General features: G+C 69.2%; 12 protein-coding genes. 11 read left to right on the forward strand and 1 reads right to left on the reverse strand.

Annotation, left to right across the window (positions count from 1 at the left end; all coding sequences use genetic code 11):
- The first annotated feature begins 155 nt into the window (after window positions 1-155).
- The 9 genes from BHS09_RS05995 to BHS09_RS06035 all read left to right on the forward strand — a co-directional run bounded on the left by BHS09_RS05995 (window position 156) and on the right by BHS09_RS06035 (window position 10,688).
- The gene (locus BHS09_RS05995; RefSeq protein ID WP_140797416.1) at window positions 156-2,414 is read left to right on the forward strand and encodes a coiled-coil domain-containing protein; all 2,259 of its coding nucleotides are present in this window, start codon (window positions 156-158) and stop codon (window positions 2,412-2,414) included.
- Between the two features lie 13 nt (window positions 2,415-2,427).
- Window positions 2,428-3,633 (forward strand): radical SAM family heme chaperone HemW, encoded by a 1,206-nt coding sequence (gene hemW, locus BHS09_RS06000; protein WP_140797417.1) that lies wholly within the window; start codon window positions 2,428-2,430, stop codon window positions 3,631-3,633.
- A gap of 33 nt (window positions 3,634-3,666) precedes the next feature.
- Window positions 3,667-4,497, forward strand: coding sequence for a tetratricopeptide repeat protein (locus BHS09_RS06005; RefSeq protein ID WP_140797418.1), 831 nt, complete (start codon window positions 3,667-3,669; stop codon window positions 4,495-4,497).
- A 16-nt stretch (window positions 4,498-4,513) separates the two neighbouring features.
- Window positions 4,514-6,049 carry a DUF4388 domain-containing protein gene (locus tag BHS09_RS06010; RefSeq protein WP_140797419.1) on the forward strand — a complete coding sequence of 512 codons (1,536 nt, stop codon included), beginning with the start codon at window positions 4,514-4,516 and terminating at the stop codon, window positions 6,047-6,049.
- Window positions 6,050-6,225: 176 nt separating this feature from the next.
- Entirely contained in the window at window positions 6,226-6,993 is a 768-nt protein-coding gene (locus BHS09_RS06015; RefSeq protein WP_140797420.1) for a TadE/TadG family type IV pilus assembly protein, read from the forward strand.
- Complete coding sequence (locus tag BHS09_RS06020; protein ID WP_140797421.1) at window positions 6,969-8,546, forward strand: hypothetical protein; 1,578 nt, start codon at window positions 6,969-6,971, stop codon at window positions 8,544-8,546. The genes BHS09_RS06015 and BHS09_RS06020 overlap by 25 nt, the downstream gene beginning before the upstream one ends.
- 47 nt (window positions 8,547-8,593) lie before the next feature.
- Window positions 8,594-9,655: a hypothetical protein gene (locus BHS09_RS06025; protein ID WP_237078072.1), complete on the forward strand. Its 1,062-nt coding sequence runs from the start codon at window positions 8,594-8,596 to the stop codon at window positions 9,653-9,655.
- Window positions 9,649-10,512, forward strand: a complete 864-nt coding sequence (locus BHS09_RS06030) for a hypothetical protein (protein WP_237080207.1) — start codon at window positions 9,649-9,651, stop codon at window positions 10,510-10,512. Before BHS09_RS06025 ends, BHS09_RS06030 begins: the two co-directional genes overlap by 7 nt.
- The gene (locus BHS09_RS06035) at window positions 10,509-10,688 is read left to right on the forward strand and encodes a hypothetical protein (protein ID WP_011551270.1); all 180 of its coding nucleotides are present in this window, start codon (window positions 10,509-10,511) and stop codon (window positions 10,686-10,688) included. The genes BHS09_RS06030 and BHS09_RS06035 overlap by 4 nt, the downstream gene beginning before the upstream one ends.
- A 25-nt stretch (window positions 10,689-10,713) precedes the next feature.
- Here the strand turns inward: BHS09_RS06035 and BHS09_RS06040 are convergent, their stop codons facing one another.
- On the reverse strand, window positions 10,714-11,898 hold the full coding sequence (locus BHS09_RS06040; protein WP_140788073.1) for an ABC transporter substrate-binding protein: 1,185 nt from the start codon (window positions 11,896-11,898) through the stop codon (window positions 10,714-10,716).
- Window positions 11,899-12,082: 184 nt separating this feature from the next.
- Here BHS09_RS06040 and BHS09_RS06045 point away from each other — a divergent pair, with 184 nt between their 5' ends.
- Both BHS09_RS06045 and sufB read left to right on the forward strand, forming a co-directional pair.
- Window positions 12,083-12,601, forward strand: a complete 519-nt coding sequence (locus tag BHS09_RS06045; protein WP_140797422.1) for an SUF system Fe-S cluster assembly regulator — start codon at window positions 12,083-12,085, stop codon at window positions 12,599-12,601.
- Window positions 12,598-14,034, forward strand: a complete 1,437-nt coding sequence (gene sufB / locus BHS09_RS06050) for a Fe-S cluster assembly protein SufB (RefSeq protein WP_020478258.1) — start codon at window positions 12,598-12,600, stop codon at window positions 14,032-14,034. The genes BHS09_RS06045 and sufB overlap by 4 nt, the downstream gene beginning before the upstream one ends.

Consider the following 14,034-nt stretch of genomic DNA (forward strand, 5'->3'; position numbering starts at 1 on the left):
AGGTGTGATGTTTTCCCTCACTGGCTAACGCCCGGGAGCCTCGGCGTCGAGGGGACTGTACGGCTGCCGTCCGACCGGATGGATGGACTTCGGACGCGCCCATGCCCACGCGTCTCTGGTGGTGAGCCCGTCCGGGGGGTAACCTGCGCCCGCCCATGCCGTCACCTCCGGAAGAGGTGGATCCGCTCGCGGACCTGCGCGAAAGCCTGGACCTGGAAGACACCGGTGCCTCGGTGGCCCCCGCCGCCCCCGCCCCCGTGGCCTCCAGGCCCTTGCCAAAGCCACCGCCCTCGGCTCCACCGCCCGCCGCTCCGCCTCCGTTGCCGCCGCGCCGCCCGGCCGCCCCCCTGGCCGCCGTGCCCAAGGGCACGGGAGTGCCCGCGTCCCCGAAGGCGCCCGCGTCCCCGGCTGCCGCTGTTGCTGCCCCCGCCGTCCGCGCCGCGCGGGCCCCGGGGAATGATCCATTCGGTGAGCCGCCCGAAATCCGGATGCCCATGGGCGGCTCGCCCGAGGACAAGCTGGAGTATTTCCGGGCCGTGGTCCGCCAGAAGACGGAGACGCTGGCGCGGGCCCGCACGCTGTACGCGGAGCGCGACGGCGAGCTCAACGGCGTGAAGCAGTCGCTGACGCTGGCGCGCAAGGAGCTGGCGGAGTCGAAGGCCAGTGTCTCCGCCTTCCAGGAGGAGCTGGCCCGGGCGGCGGCGGAGTCCCAGTCGCGGCTCGCCAGCCTCCAGGAAGAGCTCACCGCGGTGGAGGCGGACCGCAAGGACCTGTCGCGCGCGCTGGCGGAGGTCGAATCCGACGTGCCGCGCCTGACGGCGGAGCTCCAGGAGGAGCGCGAGGCCCGCGGCGCGGTGGCCGAGGAGCTGATTGGCGCGAAGGAGGCGCTGTCGCTGGCCCAGGACCGCGTGGCGGAGCTGGCCGCGGAGAAGTCCGAAGCCCAGGGCGCCCTGGAGGCCGTCCAGGAGCAGTACCAGCAGGCCATCGCCGACGTGGAGCGGCTGACCACCGACCTGGAGGCCGCGTCGGCGGAGAAGGACTCGCTGAGCCTGCGCGCCGCGCAGCTGGAGGCCGCGCTGGCGGAGGCCCAGTCCGGGCTGAGCGCGCTGGAGAGCGAGAGCGACTGGTCGAAGAGCTCGCTGGAGGAGGCCCAGGGCCGCGCGGGCACGCTGGAGGCCGAGCGCGACGAGGCGCGCAAGCAGCTGGCGGTGGTGGAGGATGGGCTGCGCACCCTGCAGGAGCAGGTGGCGGAGCTGGAGCGCTCGCTGGCGCTGAAGGACGCCGAAATCGTGGGCTTGCGCGCGGCGCTCACCGCGCGCACCACGGAGGCCGCGGAGCTGCCCGCGCTGCGTCAGGCGCTGGAGGCGCGCACCGCGGAGCTGACCCAGCTCAAGGCGAAGCTGGATGCGGAGGCGGCCAAGGCCGAGGAGCGCTCACTGGCCCTGGAAGAGGGGCTGGCGCAGGCGAGTGAGCGGGCGCAGCTGGCGGAGGGGGAGGCCGCTGCGCTGAAGGAGGCGCTGGAAGCCGCCGAGGTGGAGCAGGTGTCGCTGCGCGACCGCATGGAAGCGGACGCGGCGGCGCTGGGCGAGGCGGTGCAGCAGGCCGAGACCAAGGTGTCGGAGCTGACGGCGGCGGTGGAGGCCGCGCACGCGGACCATGCGTCGTGGAAGGAGCAGCTCGCCGCGGTGGAGCTGAAGGCGGCCACCAAGGACGCCGAGCGCGTCGGCCTGGCCGCCCGGGTGTCCATGCTGGAGGCGGCGTCCGGCCAGCGCGAGGCGGAGTTGGTGCGGCTGCAAGCAGAGGTGGCGAAGGCCCACGAGGCGCTGGCGCTGGAGCGTGCGCGCCGCGAGGCGGCGGAGGCCGAGCGCACCGATGCGGAGGTGAAGGCGGCCCAGGCCGAGGCCCAGGTGGAGTCGCTGACGGTGGGGCAGGGCGGCGCCGAGGCGCAGGTGGTTTCGCTCACCGAGGAACTGGAGGCCGCGCGCGCCGAGGCGGACAAGGTGGAGCGTCTCCAGGGCCGGTTGAAGATGATGGAGGGGGCCTTGGAAGGCGCGAAGGCCCAGGCCGCGTCGGCCGGCAAGTCGGACGCGGCGCGCGCCGCGGCCGAGGCGAAGCTGGCTCGCGCGGAGGCGTCGCTGAAGGCCGAGGAGCAGAAGCGGGCCGGCGTGGAAGCCTCGCTGCAAGCGGAGCAGGAGGCACGGCAGGCGCTCGAGGCGAAGCTGGCGGAGCAGCCGGTGACTCCCTCCCAGAGCGCGGGTGCGCCAGCGGACTGGGAGGCGGAGCGCGAGCAGCTCAAGGCGGACGCGGCCAACCTCAAGCGCAAGCTGGTGGCGGCCGAGACAGCGCTCGAGAACGCGGCGGGCTACAAGGCGAAGATTGCCCGGCTGGAGGCGCAATTGAAGGGCAAGAGGTAGAGGTTTTTCCTTCATGCCTTTCGACGCGCCAGTGGATGCCCTCACGGGAATGCCGGCGGCCCGCTTCGGGCTGTACCTGCATTTCCCGTACTGCCTCGCGAAGTGCCCGTACTGCGACTTCGCGGTGGCGGTGGCGCGGCAGGTGCCGGAGGAGCGCTACGCCCGCGCGGTGCTGGCGGAGCTGGACACCCGGCTGGCCGCCGAGCCCTCGCTCGCGGGGAAGGTGCTCGACTCCATCTTCCTGGGCGGTGGGACGCCGTCCCTGTGGCACCCGCGCTACGTGGCCCAGGTGCTGGACGGCATCGCCGCGAGGCTGCGGGTGGCGCCTGGCGTGGAGGTGTCGCTGGAGGGCAATCCGGAGCGCGCGGACGCGGAGCGCTTCGCGGGCTACCGCGCGGCGGGGGTGAACCGGCTGTCGCTGGGCGTGCAGTCCTTCCAGCCGGAGACGCTCAAGGCGCTGGGGCGCGCGCATGACGCGGCCATGGTGGAAGGGGCCGTGGACGCGGCCCGGAGCGCGGGCTTCCCGGTGGTGGCCATGGACTTCATCTATGGCGTGCACGGGCAGACGGTGGCGCAGGTAGAGGCGGATGCGCGCCGGGCGGTGGCGCTTGCTCCCGAGCACCTGTCCACCTACGCGCTGACGGTGGAGCGCGACGTGCTGGCGGAGGACACGCCCCTGTCGAAGCGGCTCAAGCGCGGCGAGCTGGAGCTGCCGCCCGACGACACCGTGGTCGACATGGCGCGGGTGGTGCGCGAGGTGTACGGGGCGGCGGGCCTGCACCGCTACGAGGTGTCCAACCACGCGCGGCCAGGGTTCAGCTCGCGCCACAACGCGCTGTACTGGACGGGCGGGGAGTACCTGGCGCTGGGCGTGGGGGCCACGGGCATGTTGCTGTCGCCGCAGCCGCACCGGTACGTGAACCTGCGCAGCGCGGAGCGCTATCTCGTGGAGGCGGAGGCGGGGCGGCTGCCAGAGGAAGGCCGCGAGCAGCTGGGCCCGGAGGAGCTCTTCGCGGAGCGCCTGGCCATGGGCCTGCGGCTGGTGTCGGGCGTGGACTGGGAGGCCGTCTGCGAGCGATATGGGCAGCCGGTGGAGCCCCGGCGGGTGGAAGTCGCGCGGCTGGTGGCGCATGGCTTCGCGACGCTGCGGGACGGGCGGCTGGCATTGACGGAGAAGGGCGCGGACGTCCACAGCGCCGTGTGCGCGCGGCTGCTCTAGGCGGCGTCCACTGGAACGGATTTCGAGAGGCGTATGAGCAAGTGGATACTGTGGATATTCCTCACCCTGCTGACGGGCAGCCCGCTGCTGTCGCTGGGCCTCATCATCGTCATCATCTTCGTGGCGGACCGCTTCACGTGGCAGGTGCTGCCCAGCCCGGTGCGGCTGCTCAAGCGCTTCCAGCGCGCGGGACAACTGGCGGGCACCATCCTCACCAACCCGCATGAGCGGCGCGCGCGGCACGAGCTGGCGGACATCCGCGTGGAGCAGCGCCGCTACGCCGAGGCGGTGGACATCCTCAAGCCCAACCTGGAGGCGGGCGACGAGGACGTGGACACGCTGTACCTGCTGGGCGTGGCCTACCTGGGCGCCGGTGATTCCCAGCGCGGCGAGCTGCTGCTGGACGAGGCGGCGAAGCTGGACGCGGACCACAAGCTGGGCGCCATCGACCTGGAGCGCGGCCGCTTCCGGCTGAAGCGCGGCGACGTGCCGGGCGCGGTGGAGGCGCTGGAGCGCTATTGCAAGGTGCGACACGGCACGGTGGAAGGCCGCTATCTGCTGGCCAAGGCCCTGAGCCGGGCGGGCCGCGGCGACGACGCGAAGCGGATGCGCGACCTGGCCTGGTCCGAATACGTGGTGGCGCCCCGGTTCCAGCGGCGCCGGGAGCGCAAGTGGGCCTGGCGCGCGCGGCCCAGCCGGCCGTTGATGTACGCGGCGGCCGTGGCCCTGGTGCTGGGCCTGCTGGCGTCCATGCTGCCCCGGTTCGGAATGACCCCGGAGCGAGGCTACGGCGGCCGCTACGACTCCGGCGCGTATGGCGAGCCACCCAGTGCGTTGGGGATGGAGGAGTACCAGGGCGAGTAGCGCTAGGCTCTCGCCCATGTTCCCCACGCCGTCGCAGGTCCTCCGCCAGCGGGAGGGAGTACTGGCCGATACGCCGTTCCCCCTGCTGCTTCACGCGCTGATGGCGGAGGAGCGCACCTGCACGTTGGAATTGAAGGTGCGGCAGCGGGAGAAGCGCATCGTCTTCGAGGACGGCGCGCCGGTGGCATGCCAGTCCAACCTCCTCCACGAGACGCTGGGCAAGTACCTGGTGGAGAAGGGCAAGCTGTCGGAGACGGACTACCAGAAGGCGCTGGCGGAGAGCATCTCCGCGGAGGTGCCGCTCAGCGGCCTGCTGGTGCAGAAGGGCCTCATCAGTCCCTTCGATTTGTACAAGCAATTGCAGGCGAACCTGGCGCACAAGCTGCTGGACTGCTTCCGCTGGGTGGACGCGAAGTACCGGCTCATCGCCGACGTGGAGCCTCCGGACGCCAGCGTGCGGACGAACACGGGCCAGCTCATCCTCACGGGCGTGGCCAATGTGATGCCTTTCGACGCGGTGGCCACGCACTTCACCTTCACGGACGAGCGCCGCTTCGGGCAGATGCCGGGCACGGAGGCGGGGCTGAAGCTGTCATCGAAGGACGCGCGGCTGTTCCAGGCGCTCCGGTTGCGCCCCACCTTCGGTGAGCTGATGGAGCGCACCGGCTTCGACACGGAGGTGGTGCTCCGGCGGTTGTACGCGCTGTGCCTGCTGGAGGTCGCGGGCTTCGTGGAGGACGTGGACGCGAAGGCGGCCCGGCTGAGCGCGGGGAAGGGGAAGGCGCCCGCCGCGCCCGAACCGGTGGCGCCTCCGGTGGCGGCGCCAGCTCCGCAGGGGACGCCGTTCTCCGACGAGGACGAGGCGGCGCGCAATGCATTGGTGAGCGCCTTCATGTCGCACCGGAGCAAGGACCCCTTCGCGCTGTTGGACGTGCCCGAGGACGTGCAGCCGGTGCCGCTGCGTAAGGCCTTCCTGGCCCTGGCGGACCGCTACGCGCCCCTGCGCTTCCATACGCCGGAGCTCCGCGAGAAGGCGGAGGTGCTGCTGGCGGCCCATGCGAAGGCGTTTGGCGCGCTGTCGGACGCGGAGCAGAACCTGCTGTGGCGCAAGCGGCGCGCGGCGCATCGGGAGAAGGACCGGGGTACGCGGCCCACCACGGCCGAACAGTTCCGCATCCGCACGGACTTGCTGGACGCGACCACGCAGTTCGACGAGGCGAAGCGCCGGCTGGCCGCGCGGAACCACGCGGGGGCCTTCGAGTACTTCGAGTACGCCTGCGACATCGACCCGAAGCCGCTGTACCAGGCCTACCGGGCCTACGCGCGCTATCTGATGAAGCCGGAGGCGCACGGACGGCTGGCGCAGCAGGAGTTGCAGGAGGTGCTGCGCCAGGAGCCCACGCTGGAGGAGGGCTGGGCCTTCCTGGGTGAAGTGGCCCAGGGCGAAGGCCAGTGGGGGCAGGCCGAAGACGCGTTCCGCAGGGCGTTCAAGCTGAACCCGAAGAACCGCCGCTACGTCGAACTCATCCAGGAGATTGTCCGGCGGCGCTAGGCGAGCCCCTGTCTGGCCGCCTGCCTGACAGGGTTTGTCTGGTGTTGGGTTTGGGGCCATTTCCAGTCCCTCTGGGTGGCGTCTGTCTGGCGTCCGACAGTGGATGTCATTATTTGCGGTCCGGGAGGGGCCTGGGTTTTCCTTTTTGCGGGGGGCGCTAGGTAGTCTTTGGTGCCATGGGCAGCATTCGTGAGAGGAATCAGTCGGGCCAGGCGGCCGTCGAAGCTGCCATTGTCCTTCCCCTGTTCGTCTTCCTCATCCTGGGCATCCTCCAGCTGGGGCTGATGCACCAGGCGCGGCTGCTGACCAAGTACGCCGCCTACAAGGCTGTGCGGGCTGGGTCGCTGAACAGCGCCAAGGTCGACGAGATGGAGAAGGCCGCGCTCGCGGTGCTGTTGCCGATGCTGAGCGTGCCCGGGCAGCGGGGGGCCTACATCCCCCCGGTGGGAAGCGCGGCGGAGTTCCAGGCCAAGTGGCGTGACGTGTCGGGCAACCAGATTCCCGGCACGTCACTGAAACACGCACAGGTCACCGTCTGCGGCCCCACGCAGGGCGATGTCGGCGGAGGTGGGCCGGAGCTGGACTTCGATGACCCCCGGAACACCGCGCCCACGGGCTGGAAGGAGAGCCACCGCACCAAGCTGCGCGTCCAGGTGACGTTCAACTACCGGATGTTCATCCCCTTCGCGGACTGGGTCATCTACCAATCCACCCGTGGCCGCGAGCTGCGGAAGGAACTGCGAATGTACCGCAAGCCTACCGACCCACAGACGCAGGGCGACAAGCCGGACCGCACGGAGTCCCTCCTGGAGCAGGCGGCTGCGCAGAAGGTCTACATCACCCCCATCCGCGCCACCTACACCATGCGGATGCAGTCCAACTTCTTCCTCAACCGGGCAGCCCTCCCAGGGAGCAACGAATGCGTCTTCCCATTCTCCTACTAAGCCGAGGCGCCGCGAGCGCCTCGGCCAGGAGACGCGCGCAGCGGGGGCAGTCCATTGTCCTGGGAGCGCTGTCCTTCCTGGTGCTCGCGCTGATGGTGACGCTGAGCTTCAACCTCGCACATGCGTTGCGCCAGAAGATGGGTTTGCAGCAGCACAGCGACGCGTTGGCCTACTCCATGGCGGTCCTGGAGGCGCGGTCGCTCAATTACTATGCAGTCAGCAACAGGGCCATCGCGGCTTCCTACGTCGCGATGAACAGCATCCACGCATACATGGTGGCTGCGAGCGTGACGGGTTCGATGATGCGGGCCTCGGAGGCGAACTTCAAGGAGTTCGCAAGGCGCGAGAAAATCATGTGCAGTTGCAAGGGGTGCTACGAGCACTGCGTGCACGCCACTGAAGCGGCGAAGATCGCGGCCGAGTTCGCCAACGCGGGCCGTGAGTACGACCAGAAGGTCCGTGCCCTGGAGTCCAGCTTCAACGCCGCGATCCGGGGGCTCGACGTCATGGTGGACAACCTGCATGCCTCTCAGCGTGAGGCGCATTCCCAGACGCTCCAGGCCATCCAGGATGGCCGCAGCCATGGCCTGTCGCTCCTGGCGGACTACACCGCGCCGGACGTCGGTGCGCTGCCGCAAGCCGTGGGGGGGCTCAACGCGAATGAATTCAACTGCGCGGTGGATGGGATGAACTGCCGGGGGAGCGTGGAGAACGCTTCACCCGAAGCGCTCGCCAGGGTCATGACGGAAATCTCCAACGCCACCCGTTCTGGCTGGCCGGCGGCACGAAAGACCGGAGCGCGCGGGGTTGCGAAGCCCGCGTACCTGCATGACGACGTCATCCGGGACCTTCGGGACATCGCACAGAAGAAGCCGTACAAGGTGACCTCCCACGAGGGAACGTCGAAGTCGGTTCAGGACAAGGGCCAGGTCAACGACGGCGGGAAGCAAGGCGGTAATCAGGGGACGACGGTTGCCGCGCGAGAGGAAGGGGCGATTCGGAACACCTGGGAGCACCAGCTCACGTCAACGACCGACTACGAGGCGGAAGTCTGGAGCGATGCCAACGGCGGTGGCCATACCCCGGGTGGCGCGCACTCGGGCTCGCACAACTTCGAGGGCGTCAACGCCAACGCGTTGTCGGGCTGCGCCCGGTCGGGCAATTGCTTCATGAAGTTCCGAGCCAACCCCTCCTCTGGTAGGGATTGGGGGCAGCCGCGTGTGTACAGCTACCTGACGCGGCGACTCCGGGTCGGCGACCCGAGCCGGGCGCCCTGGGAGTTGAACGCGTCGGCCCAGATTCAGCTGGACCATGGCGCGCAGGGGACAGCGACGCTGACGCTCGCGGCGCAGGATGGCGTGGCGCTCTCCAAGGCGCTCGTCTACTACCACCGCTTCGGCGCGAATGGCTGGCGTGAGGCGCCCAACCTCTTCAGTCCCTACTGGCGCGCGAAGCTGCACCCCATCTCATCCGACGAGGCCGCGGAGGTCCTGGAAGCGGCAGGCAACACGGACGCGTCCCGGCTGGCGCGGGTCCCGGGGGTGTCCCTGTGAAGCGCGCATCCAGGCGAGGTGCCGCGGCCGTGGAGATGGCGGTGTGCATGCTCGTCATCGTCCCCGTGTTCCTCTACTCGCTGTTCCTCTTCGACCTGCTGCGCCACATGTTGGACTCGCAGGAGACCTCCCTGTCCACGGCCTGGGACTACACCGTCCTGGACTATGAGAAGGAGCCCGAGAGCGTCGCGACGGAGGACGGGGGGACGACGATGGAGGCCTTCTCCGGCTTCGAGATGGCGCAGGCCTATTCGCGGTACATGTACTGTGACCACGAGTCGGGTATCGACAGCTACGGCCCAGGAAAGGGTCCGGAGTGCAGCGCCACTCCCGATTCAGAAGACCACCACACGGACGTTGTCGCCCATGCGTGCTGGCTCAATCCTGGCGCACGGCAGGTGTACTGCACCCTGGATGCACAGGCCGTGGGCGCGTACGGGGTCTCACTCCACCAGTCCTTCATGGACACCTTCGGGCGGGGTGGCCTCATCCGTTGTTCCGCGCGCCTGGGCGTCCAGAACTATCTCTTGCCGGAGTCGTTCCTGCCGGAATTCTCCGAGGTGAAGCTGGCCAAGGAGAAGCAGGAGCGGGCCAACGGCATCCACAGAAACGCAACCGGCGAAAATCTCCCGGAGGGTCATGCCCGAGGCGACAACGTCTACCTGCTCCCCTGGGAGCAGATTGCCATCCTCACCGACACCTGGGCGCTCACGGAGCACGCGGACGTGCGGCCGGGCACCGCGGGTGGGCGAGGGATGCACGAGCGCGTCACCCAGCTCTACCAGAACGACGACAACAGCGGCTTCACCGACATGTCGAGCGCGTCCGAGCGGTTGGTGAACCAGGCCATCAGCTCGGGGCTCCTCCATGACAGCCTGAAGCTGGAATCCCAGAGCTACAGGACGCCTGGGGATGATCCTCGCAATCCCAGCCTCGCCATCAAGCCCGACCAGAGTGGTGACGGCGCCGTGGAGGAAATCGAGCAGCAGGGAGGCCGCCAGGGCTACTTCAGCAACGAGTGGCAGGACTGGGGGAGCAACAACAACCAGCGCACCTACGAGGCGCGTGGCAACTGGTACCTGGGTTGCGCGAGGTCGGAGTCGTGCTGACGCCCGTTGCCGCCTCGCGCCCCGTCGTCCGGATTCCCGCGCTGCTCTTCTCCGTGGCGGTGGTGGGCGGTCTCATCGGCTTCTCTTGGGAGCACGCCGTCTACCGGGGCAGCGACAGCCATCAGGAATGGAGCCCGCCGGAGCTGGGCACCGACGTGGAGACATCCTCCAGCGGCTGGGTGCGCACGCCCGCGGAGGAGGCCATCCTCCAGCGGGCACTGGTCCACTTCCCGCCGTACCCCAACGCCACCCGTCCCGAACCGCTCGCCGCCGACTACCTGGGGCCCGGGGCGCCCATGGCGGTGGCGTGGTTCTCCACACAAGACGCGCCCGCGAAGGTCCTCGAGCACTACACACAGGCGCTGCTCGCCAAGGGGCTGCCGGTGCTGCACCAACGCCACGGAGAGAAAGGCGGCTACGTGGGCTACTGGAGCCCCGCCACGGAAGAGGTGCGGCTGGTGTCCACACTGGCGCAAGGGGGTGAGACGCTGGTGTTCGTCTCCTCCGGTCAGGTGGGACCCCTGCTGGCGCGGGCGGCGGCGGTGCCGGACTGGCTTCCCGTGCCCGGCGGACTCGCGGAGACGCGCACCGTGAACTTCAATCTGGAGGGCGCCTCGCACCACGTGGTGACGGGCCAGCTCCAGGCGGACTCGCCGGATGCGGCGGCACAGCGCTACGGTGACCTCTTCCGTGCGCGCGGCTGGCAGGTGGGAACGCTCGCGCCGGTGGCGCCGAACGGCATCGCCTTCGAAGTGCTCAAGGAGTCCGTGAGCGGCCGCGCGGTGCTGCGCGGCCTCTCGCCGGGCCCGGGAGTCGAGGTCCAGCTCACGCTGCTACGCCGGAGCGTTGCCCCATGAGGAAGTCCCTGCGTCCGTCGCGGTCCGCCCGTGGCCAGTCCATGGTGGAGTACGCCATCGTCACCGCGGCCCTGCTGGGCTTCAGCACGATGGGGTGGCCCTTCCTGGTGCAGTTGCTCAACGCGCTGCACCGCTACTTCAACTCCATCTACTACGTCATCCAGGCCCCCATCTGAGGCACGGGGGCCTGGGTGCCCAAGGCTACGGCGTCACCGTGGTGACGAACTCCGCCTTGCCGCCGGAGACCTTGAGCACCACGGCCTCCTTCACCGCGTCGCGGTTGGCGTCCAGGGTGATTTTGCCCGTCACGCCCGGGAACTCCTTCGTCGCGGCAATCGCGTCGCGCAACGAAGGGCCGCTCAGGTCCGGCGCGCGCTTCATGGCGTCGATGGTCACCCGCGCCGCGTCGTACGCCAGCGCGGCCACGCTGTCCGGCACGCTGCCGTAGGTGGCCTTGTAGCGGGCCAGGAACTTCTGGAGCAACGGGTCCGGGTTGTCCGGCGAGTAGTGGTTGGCGAAGTAGCTGCCCTCCAGCGCGGAGCCGCCCAGCTCGTACAGCTTGTCGGAGTCCCAGCCGTCGCCGCCGAGCAGCGGCACCTTGAGCCCGATTTCACGCGCCTGCCGCGCGATGATGCCCACGTCCGTGTAGTAGCCAGGGACGAAGACGGCGTCCGGCTTCAGCCGCTTGAGGGACGTCAGCTGCGCGCGGAAGTCCGTGTCGCCCTTGGAGTAGCTCTCGTCGCCCGGCACCTCGCCACCGAATTCCTTGAACCTGGCGGTGAACACGTCCGCCAGGCCCATGGAGAACGCGCTCTTGTTGTCGCGCAGCACCGCCACGCGGGACAGCTTCAGATTCTCCCGCGCGAACTTCGCCATGGCGAGCCCCTGGAAGGGGTCGATGAAGCAGACGCGGAAGATGTAGTCGCCCTTCTGCGTCACTTCCGGCGCGGTGGACGTGGGCGTCACCATGGGCACCTTGCCCGCCTGCGCCTTCTCCGCCATGGCCATGGACACCGACGAGGCCGCCTCGCCGAGAATCGCCACCACCTTGTCCTGGGTGATGAGCCGCGTCACGGCCTGGGCGCCTTCCTCCGGCCGGCCCTGGCTGTCGTAGACGCGCACCTGGAGCTTCTTGCCCTTCACGCCGCCCGCCTCGTTGGCCTCGTTCAGCGCCAGCTCGATGCCGTTGCGCGCGGACACCCCGAAGGTCGCCTCGCTCCCCGTGAGGCTGCCGACCTCTCCCAGCAGAATCGTGTTCGAGTCCACCGGAGCGGCCGGTACCCCGGTCGCCTGCCCCTCCGGCGAGGGCGCGGCGGGCGCGTTCTTCTTCTCGCAGGCCACCACTGCCAGGGCCAGGGTCGCGAGCAGCATCAGGGGACGGCGCATCGGCAAGGTTCCTCCGGGGGACGGTGGTGTCACCCTATCCCTCTCCCCCCCGCCCTCCAACCAGCGGCGCTTCAGGGAGGGATTCAAATTGCAATGTGGACTGAAACGGTCCTGATTACATATGAGGTCCCCCGGGCCCGAGGTTTTTCGGCGCCTGGACCCCAGAGAGGAGACACCCGCACCCATGCTCCGGATGAGCAAGATGACCGACTACGGCATCGTGCTGATGACCGAGTTGGCTCGCGCGGAGGGTGACACGCGCACCACCCGTGAGCTGGCGGCGCGCACGCGCGTGCCACTTCCCTCGGCCAGCAAGGTGCTCAAGAGCCTGCTCCAGGCGGCGCTCGTGGTGTCGCACCGTGGCGCCAACGGCGGCTACGGGCTGGCACGCCCGGCCCATGAGCTGCCGCTGGCCGAACTGGTCGCCGCGCTCGAGGGGCCGGTCGCCCTCACGGAGTGTGGCGTCCACACCTCCGGGGGTGCGCCCTGTGAGCTGGAGTCCGTCTGTCAGGTGCGGGGCCACTGGCGCCTCATCAACGACGCCATCCAGGAGGCACTGGGGCGGCTGACGCTGGCGGACCTCATCGCCCCCGCGCCCCGCGTGCCAGAGCGCCTCGTGGGCCTGGGGACACCCTCTCGCCCGGCGTCTTCCCCGGCCGCTGGCCACCCCCCTTCTGCTTCCGCGACAGGAGTTCGCTCATGAGCACCGAAACCCTCCAGGAACTGACGCGCCGCCCGTATGCGGCGGGCTTCGTCACCCAGGTGGAATCGGACACGTTTCCTCCCGGGCTGGACGAGGACGTCATCCGCCAGATCTCCGCGAAGAAGGGTGAGCCGGAGTTCCTCCTCGACTGGCGCCTCAAGGCCTTCCGCCACTGGAAGACGATGAAGGAGCCCACGTGGCAGGCCGTCACCTACGCGCCCATCGACTATCAGGCCATCCGCTATTACTCGGCGCCGAAGCAGAAGCCGGTGAAGGCCAGCCTGGACGAGGTGGACCCGGAGATTCTGCGCACCTACGAGAAGCTCGGCATTCCGCTGCATGAGCAGAAGCTGCTGCAGAACGTGGCGGTGGACGCCGTATTCGACTCGGTGTCGGTGGCCACCACGTTCAAGGACAAGCTGGCCAAGGCGGGCGTCATCTTCTGCTCGTTCTCCGAAGCCGTGCGCGAGCACCCGGAGCTGGTGAAGAAGTACCTGGGCACCGTCGTGCCGTACTCGGACAACTACTTCGCCGCGCTCAACTCGGCGGTCTTCAGCGACGGCTCGTTCGTCTACATCCCCAAGGGCGTGCGCTGCCCCATGGAGCTATCCACGTACTTCCGCATCAACGCGGCGGACACGGGCCAGTTCGAGCGCACGCTCATCGTCGCGGAGGAGGGCTCCCACGTGAGCTACCTGGAGGGCTGCACGGCCCCCATGCGCGACACCAACCAGCTCCACGCCGCGGTGGTGGAACTGGTGGCGCTCGACAACGCCACCATCAAGTACTCCACGGTGCAGAACTGGTACCCGGGCGACGCGGAGGGGCGCGGCGGCATCTACAACTTCGTCACCAAGCGCGGCATCGCGCACCGGGCGGCGAAGATTTCGTGGACGCAGGTGGAGACGGGCTCGGCGATTACGTGGAAGTACCCGAGCGTCATCCTCAAGGGGGATGACTCGGTGGGCGAGTTCTACTCGGTGGCGCTCACCAACCACATGCAGCAGGCGGACACGGGCACGAAGATGGTGCACATCGGGAAGAACTCCCGCAGCACCATCGTGTCCAAGGGAATCTCCGCTGGCCGCGGGCAGAACACGTACCGCGGGCTGGTGAAGGTGCTCAAGAGCGCGGAGAACGCGCGCAACTACACGCAGTGCGATTCGCTGCTGCTCGGTGACAAGTGCGGCGCCCACACGGTGCCGTACATCGAGGTGAAGAACGCGTCGGCGCAGGTGGAGCACGAGGCGTCCACGTCGAAGATTGGCGAGGACCAGCTCTTCTACTGCCGGCAGCGGGGCATCTCGCAGGAGGACGCGGTGTCGATGATCGTCAACGGCTTCTGCCGCCAGGTGTTCAAGGAGCTCCCGATGGAGTTCGCGGTGGAAGCGCAGAAGCTGCTCGGAGTGAGCCTGGAAGGGAGCGTGGGGTAG

This window comes from Myxococcus xanthus (genome assembly GCF_006402735.1).
In the GTDB taxonomy this organism is placed as follows: domain Bacteria; phylum Myxococcota; class Myxococcia; order Myxococcales; family Myxococcaceae; genus Myxococcus; species Myxococcus xanthus_A.

Bases quoted from the DNA above. Each gene is read 5' to 3' on its own strand.
- BHS09_RS06040 (WP_140788073.1), bottom strand. From the start codon at position 11,898: ATGCGCCGTCCCCTGATGCTGCTCGCGACCCTGGCCCTGGCAGTGGTG.
- BHS09_RS05995 (WP_140797416.1), top strand. From the start codon at position 156: ATGCCGTCACCTCCGGAAGAGGTGGATCCGCTCGCGGACCTGCGCGAA.
- BHS09_RS06005 (WP_140797418.1), top strand. From the start codon at position 3,667: ATGAGCAAGTGGATACTGTGGATATTCCTCACCCTGCTGACGGGCAGC.
- BHS09_RS06035 (WP_011551270.1), top strand. From the start codon at position 10,509: ATGAGGAAGTCCCTGCGTCCGTCGCGGTCCGCCCGTGGCCAGTCCATG.
- BHS09_RS06025 (WP_237078072.1), top strand. From the start codon at position 8,594: ATGCTCGTCATCGTCCCCGTGTTCCTCTACTCGCTGTTCCTCTTCGAC.
- BHS09_RS06010 (WP_140797419.1), top strand. From the start codon at position 4,514: ATGTTCCCCACGCCGTCGCAGGTCCTCCGCCAGCGGGAGGGAGTACTG.
- BHS09_RS06020 (WP_140797421.1), top strand. From the start codon at position 6,969: ATGCGTCTTCCCATTCTCCTACTAAGCCGAGGCGCCGCGAGCGCCTCG.
- BHS09_RS06045 (WP_140797422.1), top strand. From the start codon at position 12,083: ATGCTCCGGATGAGCAAGATGACCGACTACGGCATCGTGCTGATGACC.
- hemW (WP_140797417.1), top strand. From the start codon at position 2,428: ATGCCTTTCGACGCGCCAGTGGATGCCCTCACGGGAATGCCGGCGGCC.
- sufB (WP_020478258.1), top strand. From the start codon at position 12,598: ATGAGCACCGAAACCCTCCAGGAACTGACGCGCCGCCCGTATGCGGCG.
- BHS09_RS06015 (WP_140797420.1), top strand. From the start codon at position 6,226: ATGGGCAGCATTCGTGAGAGGAATCAGTCGGGCCAGGCGGCCGTCGAA.